This window comes from Terriglobales bacterium (assembly GCA_035487355.1).
In the GTDB taxonomy this organism is placed as follows: domain Bacteria; phylum Acidobacteriota; class Terriglobia; order Terriglobales; family Acidobacteriaceae; genus QIAW01.
In genome coordinates this window covers 85,459-93,297 of sequence record DATHMF010000027.1, presented here as the reverse complement: position 1 = coordinate 93,297, position 7,839 = coordinate 85,459, and the positions used below count along the sequence as shown (strand labels likewise).

Here is a 7,839-nt window from a genome sequence, read left to right as displayed (position 1 = left end):
CTACGGCCTCATGCGCACCACCGAGGGATACTCAAAATATGTTCATGCCGGAAACGGACTGTTTACATTGCTGGGATTCATGGGAATTTACAGCCTGCTGGCGATTCTTTTTCTCTTTCTCTTTCATCGGGAAGTTGCTCTCGGTCCGGGTCCCAATATGGGAAGTAGCGTGAATTCCGGCCTGCCAATCACAGTGACCTAGGGAGGAAGCGATGTTATTGACATGGTTCTTGCTGGTCGCAATCATGATCACCGCATACGTGGTCTTGGACGGCTTCGATCTGGGTGCTGGCGTTCTCCACATGATAATCGCCAAAACCGACCAGGAGCGCCAGGTTGTGCTTCGCACCATAGGCCCGGTATGGGATGGGAATGAAGTATGGCTCCTCGCCGGGGGCGGGACGCTGTATTTTGCCTTTCCGCTGCTCTATGCGTCGGCATTCAGCGGCTTTTATCTTCCGCTCATGATCGTGCTGTGGCTCCTGATTTTTCGCGGAATCGGAATTGAGCTTCGCATGCATCTCGATTCTCCGGTGTGGCGCGGCTTCTTCGATGGTTCTTTTGCCATTGCCAGCGTGCTGCTCACGATTTTCTACGGTGCAGCTTTAGGCAATGTGCTTCGCGGAGTTCCGCTGCAAAAAGATGGATACTTCTTTCTCCCCCTTTGGACCGACTGGCAAGTCGGACCGCAGCCAGGAATCCTGGATTGGTACACAGTCATTGCCGGCATGGTCGCCCTGGTAGCGCTGACCATCCACGGCGCTCACTATGTTGCCCTGAAAACGGAAGGCGAACTGAATCTACGCGCCCGCCGCGTGGCAGCATGGCTGTGGCCGGTGCTGGTGGTCGTGACTGTTGTGAGTTTGGTGGCGACTCTCTCTATTCGTCCCCAATTGCTCGACAATTACAAGAGCTATCCCGTATTTTTCGTGATACCACTGGCGGTGGTTGCCAGCCTGGTTGCGATGCTGCTTTTCCGCAGGAAAGGCGCGGATTATGCAGCGTTTCTTTCTTCCTGTAGTTACCTGGTCTTCATGTTAGTAGGCGCTGCGGCAGGAGTTTACCCCAATCTGTTAACGTCCACGACAGATCCCGCTTTGAATATCACAGTATCAAACGCTGCATCAGGCTCGCATTCGCTTGCCATTGGTTTGATTTGGTGGAGCTTCGGGATGGCACTGGCTATCGGGTATTTTGTATTTGTATATCGAATGTTCAGAGGAAAAGTCCGGACCGGAGAAGGTTCAATGCATTAGAGCATTGTTCTCTCGCTTCCGGGAAAGGATTTGGATTGAGTTATACTTCGAGCGAAGGCTGACTTATGTCTCAGGCCCAACCTGTGAGATTCGTAGATTTCTTTGGAGTAGCAGCAATCCAGTCGGTTTTGATGCTGGGCCTCGTCTGGCTTGAAGCTGGCCGAAATTTTGGTTGGCCGGATGTTGCATTTGCGATCTTCGCAGGTATTATCCTGACTTCTGGCATCTTCATTATTATTTCCAGCGTTCGTCGTCATCGAGCTGCGGACGCCCCGAAATTCCAAATTCCTTCGCGCTTTTTCCCCAGATTAGTGGTCTACTTGTGCGTATTCATCCTGATTTATGCAATTCCACTTGTCGATATTTATTTCTTACACCCAACTAACGCCCAACCCCGCATGGTTGCCGAGGCTCTGATTAGGAGTGTTTGGATGGCCCTTGGGTTTGCAATTATTAATCGTTGGTCCTCCGCCGGGGGCCCACCATCCTCAATGGTGAAGTTAGACCTTGATATTAAGAGCGAACACAAAGACTAAGCGGTTTTAGATTTTTGGACGACGCAGGGGCTAAAGCCCGGAATATTGTAAGTTTTACGGGCCGACTGAAGTCGGGCTCTGATACATGTCTTCTGTCACGAGGAGTTTTCCGCAAGCTCTTTACTCGCACCAAAAATGGATACACCAGTTCTGAAAATGCTCTGGGAACAAAAGCGGGCACCGGTTTCCCGATGCCCGCCAATTTCCAAACTAAAAGTTCACAGCGTGTTTTACTGCACCGTGAAGTTGCATACCTGGAGCGTGCCCGACGTAGCGCCTACAAAGACTCCAAGATTATCGAGGCTGGTCACCGTGTTCTGTTCGGTGCGGAAGTGAAAATTGCTGCCGATGGTCAACTCCGATCCTCCCGGCGGAGTTACAAAGATGGAGTAGGTATGCGCCGGGACATTGACCACCAGACGGAAGTGATACGTATTTCCGCCTGAATACGGGATGGCCGGTGTGGGCCCGGCATAACCTCCACCGTCACGCGCCAGAATCACACCCATGGTGCCGTTAAAGGCCACGAGGTCGGCGAATGCGCTATAGGCAGTCCCAGCCCCATGCGAGATTCCGACCACGCTGTTCATGTGGCTAAGGGAAGGCGCGGCGTCAAACGTGGTGGTAAACGTTCCCGTCTGGGTTGCGAATGCGGTATTCACCCATCCGTGGGTCGCGCTTGCCGTTACACAGGGTGGCAGAGTACTGACGATCAATGTCCCCGTGGCGGTATGGGTAAGCGAGCCACTTGTTCCCGTAATGGTCAGCGTGGAAGTCCCCGTCGGAGTCATGCCACTCGTGGTTACACTCAGTGTGGAAGTCCCCGAGCCGGTTAGCGAAGTGGGAGTGAGGCTGGCAGCAGCTCCTGCAGGCTGTCCACTTACCGAGAGCGCAACAGCTCCAGTGAAGCCATTCAGTGCACCGACCGTTGCCGTATAGGTAGTGCCGCCGCCCGCGGTTACTGTCTGCGAGGCAGGTGAGGCTGTTAGCGTGAAGTCCGGTGGTGGAGGCGGTCCATTCACCATCAAGGTCACAGTTGTGCTATGACTGAGGCTCGGACTGGTGCTGTTTCCGCTTACCGTCAGCGTGTAAGTTCCCGCTGGAGTCGTGTTCGAGGTGTTAACTGTCAGCGTGGAAGAACCCGATCCACCAGTGATTGGATTCGTGCTGAGAGTTGCGGTTGCGCCTGTTGGCAAGCCGCTGATTCCCAAGTTAACACTGCCGGTAAAGCTATTGATTGAGCCTACGGTGACGTTGTAGGCCGCACTGCTGCCTTGGTTGACGGTCTCGGAAGACGGAGTCGCAGCGATGGAGAAGTCTGGATTGTTGACGACGCCAGTCAAACGCCATGCTCTTAAGTGACCGCCCGGACCACCGAAGCCTCCGGAGTTTCCATCTGCCATGTACACAGTGCCATTGACTACGATTGGGCTGGCCCAATGGAAGAGGTCAATTGCGCCGGTCCATAAGATCGCGCCTGTGGTCGGGTTGATTGCTTGTACTCGATGGACCGCACCCGAACCAGTATGTTCTCCGCCATCGGCCGCTGTAAACAGAACTCCGTTGGCCACGACCGCTGAGGTGGTCCAGCCGTTTTGAATATTCCAGTGATTGTTCAGACTAGGATTGCCGGCTGGGTCCACATCCGCCGTGAACCCGTGCGTGCCGGAGTTGCCGGTAACGAACACCCAAACGTGACCCGCCGGATCGGTCCACACTGCGCTTTGCGCGCGCATCAGGCTCCCCATCGGATAGGCCAGCTGCACAATCGAGCCGCCCTGATGGCCGGGGCCGCCCAGCCCGCTGAGGTTGTCGAGGTTCAGGATACGAATTCTGGCATCCTTGCCCGGATTCACGCCCAGATGCGGGAACTTGCTGCTCAAACCCGTTGGCAGCGGCGTCAGTCCACCGGCGCCAACATCCTGGTCGCGGGCGACGGTCGTGGCAACATCCGTACCCGTCCAGCTATCTGCCGGGAAGCCGCAACCGCTTGCCAGGCGAGTGCTTCCGTCTGCGGGAAGAGCCAGCCAGCTCTCTTTCCACATCGTGCATCCGTTCCATGCGGCCCCATTGTTGTTGCCGGTCATGAAGAAGAACCTGTCCAGAGCCGGGATGAATGGATTTCCGCGGGCCCACGGACGCGCTCCTGTGCTGGTGCATCCGCCCGGATTCTGGATATCGGCAAATTGCGAGCAAGACGCGTTAAACACGTGCTGAGTGCCAGTATTCACATCAATCGTGGTGATGTGGCCGTTGCCATGATTGGAGCCGTAAAGATATGTGTGTCCGTTGGCCGCCGTGGCGATGGTGAGTTCAGAGCCACCCTTGCCACCTCCATGAGGCTCAGGCCACCCTCCTCCCATTACCTCACTGCCATCCCCTACATTTAACTTGTGGAAGAACCCGTCGTTTGTGTCAACGTAGACGAACCTCCGGTTCGGATCGATGGCCGGCGCGCTGTTGTTGGTACCACCTGTACCAAAAGTCTTCGTCCAGATGACTGCACCGTTGTTGGCGTCAAACGCCGACAGATGTCCGTGCTGACCTTGTACGAAAACGAGGTCTCTGACTCCACTGGGGGTATTGACATTCGTCAGCAGTACGGGAGCGCCATCGGGATTGTCAGCAGCGGGAAGCGCTACGTTGAAGAGCAGTTGCAGACCAGAAACATTGGATGTGTTGAGCGTGTTCTCTGCTGTGTTGTTGGCAGTTTTATCGGGCGTAAGTGCGAACTGCAGCCAATCGGTTTTCGCTGGCGCAGCCGCTGGGGTAACATCCTGATAAGCCCGGATTCTAATAGGAAATTGTGAACATAGCAGCAGAGTAAGTACAACCATTACAGGTAGCAAGAATTTGCGCCTGGGCATTGCTAATCCTCCTTGAATGGATCAGTACGGTTGTAGGCTTGGTTCAATCTGTTCCGCTCTCGTGCATTGAATCGCTCAAGACATTTCGCAGAGCTGTCCGGTACAACCGAATTTTATGTTGCAGCTCTACGGCGCTCCCCGACGAACGCAGTGACAGGCAAGAAGGTTAGAAGGCAGCTCCGGTAAGTGCACTTCCTGTGCGGAAGGACCTCTCCTGTTAGGCGGACCTAAGAATTTTTAACCTGCACAGCGCCAGTTCATAGCTCGGCAGGCGAGTAGGAGTTGATTTCACAGTTCAACAGAATTTCTTCGAATTGTGGTTTTTTCCAAGTCATCGTGGTTACGTCTCCTTGTTTGAATTTGAGTCGCCCTGATTGAATAACGCCAGCAGCGTTATAAGAATTGTCTGTAAGCGTTTACAGGAATTCGGCTCCTCGTGTCAAAGCAAAAGGTTTAAACGATGGTTTTGAAAAAACTCAATGACTGCGGAATTTTTAAATCCCGGGTCTTCAAAACGTGCAGGCCGGCTTCGAGCACTTCTGTTTTGCCAGGCTGGCTTTAGGTGAAACTTTTATTAGTTTGAATGAGACGTTCTTCCCGTTCACGGTAAACACAAGGTAATGATAGAAGCCTCCAGGAAGATCTTTGAGCGGCGCTCCTGCCCCTCCTGTGACCAGATAATAAGGGCCGGTCTGCGGCTTTGTTGCCGTTTGCGGGTTGTAAAACATGTGCTCGTGCCCGGCAAATACATACGAGACATTGGGATATTTATTGAACAATCTCTCCAGCTCTGCTGCGTTGCTTAGACCGTCTTTCTTCTTTGCCGGTTTGATCGGGTGATGCATGAAGACAAAGATGTGTTCTTTCTCGGTGTTGGCCTTCAGATCGTTTTCTAAGATTTGAAGTTGCTCAGGGCCTATATAGCCTACAGAGTCGGATTTGTCATCCAATGTCAACGTCTCAGCTCCAGATGAGGAAGGAGCAGGCTCCTCGCTGTTCAATGCAATGAACCGCGAATTTCCATAATTGAACGCTCCATAGGGGATCCCCATGGATTCTTTGTAGAGATTCATCATTACCGGCAAAGGTTTATTTGCGCAACTATCCATCTCATGGTTGCCGGGCGCGTTGAAGACGGGAACGCCGGCAGTTTTTGCAAGAGAAAGAAACTCTGTGTATTCATCCTGTACGCGCTGCTCTTCGGCGGCGGAGTCGCTGAAGATTTTCCCGGAAATACTATCGCCCGTCCACACCACGAAAGCAGGTTTGACCTTCGCCCCAGCGGCGAATATTTTCTTGGGCACATGCGACTGTGGATAGCACCACTTCGCCGGCCGGTTATCTCCCGCGGCAATGAACACAAAGTGCTCAGGATCAGCAGGGGCAGTAATAAGTTCACTACATTGCCCTGGTTTGCTGGTATTGCCCGTTCCCGGCAAAGGACACAGCAATGGCATCTGTCCCAAGGCAATGCCTCCCAGGCTGACAATCACACTAATCAGGCCAACAAACTGGCCGCGAGCTTTCGAGAAAAGTTTAGATCTCTTCATCGGTTTCCTTTTACTGTGAGTCACATTGTTTTGTACAAATGAATGGGAAGGCAATTATAGGTCAAACCGAGGGAAGAACATTATCACGCCAGCTAAATTGTCGAGAGGGAATTATCAAAATGGTACTCGTTTCAATCTGGCATTGGTTGCGGCGATGCAAAGCATTATGATCTAGACCGGCGCGGCGAGTCGCACATTTATTTAAAAAGGCCGGCCCATGACCGGCTGGACATTAAAGCAGAGAGAGATTAAAGTTTGCCTCAATCATGAAAACGATCACGGTGAAATGATTTGGCTAGTCCGCTGAACGCCATCCGCAAATATTTTGGATTCGATCGTGCCGGAACTACGCTGGCCCGCGAGACCATTGCCGGCATGACAACTTTCGCAACCATGGCGTACATCATTGTGGTGAATCCGGCAATTCTCAAGACCGCTGGCATTCCCGCGGAAGCCTCTATGGTGGCCACCATCATCACCGCCATCTTTGGCACGCTGCTGATGGGGATTTACGCCAACCGGCCGTTTGCAGTTGCGCCCTACATGGGCGAGAACGCCTTCATTGCTTACACTGTGGTGCTGGCCCTCCATTACAAATGGCAGGCGGCCCTCGCCGCCGTTTTCCTGGGCGGCGTGTTGTTTTTTCTGCTGACTATCTTTCGTCTGCGGCAGCGGCTGGTGGATGCCGTTCCTTCCGGACTGCGCTACAGCTTCGCAGTCGGGATCGGGCTGTTCCTGACCTTTATTGGACTCAACCAAACCGGCATCGTGATGCTCGGCAGCGCGGGCGCGCCCGTGCGCACCGGACACCTCACCGCGGCGCCCGTGCTGGTGGCGATCTTCGGTTTCCTGTTGATCGCGGTGCTGATGATTCGCCGCTTTCCTGGCGCCATTCTGGTTGGCATTCTGGCCACCACGTTTCTGGCCGTTGCCACTGGCGTCGCTTCGCGGCCAAAAGCCTGGTTGAGCATGCCACCCAGCCTTTCGCCAATTCTCTGCAAGCTCGATTTTCATAATGCGTTGACCTGGGGATTCTTCCCAATCGTGCTCACCATCTTCATCATGGCGTTCGTGGATACCATGGGCACATTGATCGGCGTCTCCGCCCGCGCGGGATTTCTGGACTCCTCTGGCAACCTGCCGCAGATTGAGCGCCCTATGCTGACCGATGCGCTTTCCACCAGCTTCGCCGCGCTCGTTGGTACGACGACTGCGGGCGCTTATATTGAATCCGCTACCGGCATTGAAGCCGGGGGCCGCACCGGATTCACCAGTGTAGTCACCGCACTTTGCTTTGTGGCCGCCTTGTTCTTCGCGCCTTTTGTAGGGGCAGTTCCACCGCAAGCCTATGGCCCGGCGTTGATCGTGGTGGGATTGCTCATGCTTGCGCCCATCACAAAAATTAACTTCGATGACTTCACCGAGCTGATCCCGGCCTTCGCCGTGGTCGCGCTGATGAGCTTCACCTATAACATTGGGGTGGGCATTACCGCTGGATTCGTTCTGTATCCGTTCTGCAAGCTGGTTGCAGGCCGCGCCCGTGAGGTCAAGCCTGGCTTGTGGGTGCTGGCTGCGTTGTCGCTGTTGTTCTTTATCTTCTATCCCTACACGTAGAGCACAGCAGTCCTTC

The 7,839-nt window shown here is 54.0% G+C and carries 6 protein-coding genes; 4 read left to right on the top strand and 2 right to left on the bottom strand.

The genetic code is table 11. The features are described 5' to 3' along the window. From VK738_06410 to VK738_06400, 3 genes are all read left to right on the top strand, one after another. A partial coding sequence (locus VK738_06410; protein HTD22266.1) for a hypothetical protein occupies nt 1–202 on the top strand: 202 nt, incomplete at its 5' end. A gap of 10 nt (nt 203–212) precedes the next feature. Then, nucleotides 213–1,256 carry a cytochrome d ubiquinol oxidase subunit II gene (gene cydB, locus VK738_06405; GenBank protein ID HTD22265.1) on the top strand — a complete coding sequence of 348 codons (1,044 nt, stop codon included), beginning with the start codon at nt 213–215 and terminating at the stop codon, nt 1,254–1,256. Between the two features lie 65 nt (nt 1,257–1,321). Continuing rightward, on the top strand, nt 1,322–1,792 hold the full coding sequence (locus VK738_06400; GenBank protein ID HTD22264.1) for a hypothetical protein: 471 nt from the start codon (nt 1,322–1,324) through the stop codon (nt 1,790–1,792). A 230-nt stretch (nt 1,793–2,022) separates the two neighbouring features. Here VK738_06400 and VK738_06395 read toward each other — a convergent pair whose 3' ends face one another. Both VK738_06395 and VK738_06390 read right to left on the bottom strand, forming a co-directional pair. Then, nucleotides 2,023–4,659, bottom strand: coding sequence for a PQQ-binding-like beta-propeller repeat protein (locus VK738_06395; GenBank protein ID HTD22263.1), 2,637 nt, complete (start codon nt 4,657–4,659; stop codon nt 2,023–2,025). 509 nt (nt 4,660–5,168) lie between these two features. After that, nucleotides 5,169–6,209 carry a metallophosphoesterase gene (locus tag VK738_06390; GenBank protein ID HTD22262.1) on the bottom strand — a complete coding sequence of 347 codons (1,041 nt, stop codon included), beginning with the start codon at nt 6,207–6,209 and terminating at the stop codon, nt 5,169–5,171. A gap of 291 nt (nt 6,210–6,500) precedes the next feature. Here VK738_06390 and VK738_06385 point away from each other — a divergent pair, with 291 nt between their 5' ends. Then, complete coding sequence (locus VK738_06385; GenBank protein HTD22261.1) at nt 6,501–7,823, top strand: NCS2 family permease; 1,323 nt, start codon at nt 6,501–6,503, stop codon at nt 7,821–7,823. Nucleotides 7,824–7,839 lie beyond the last annotated feature (16 nt).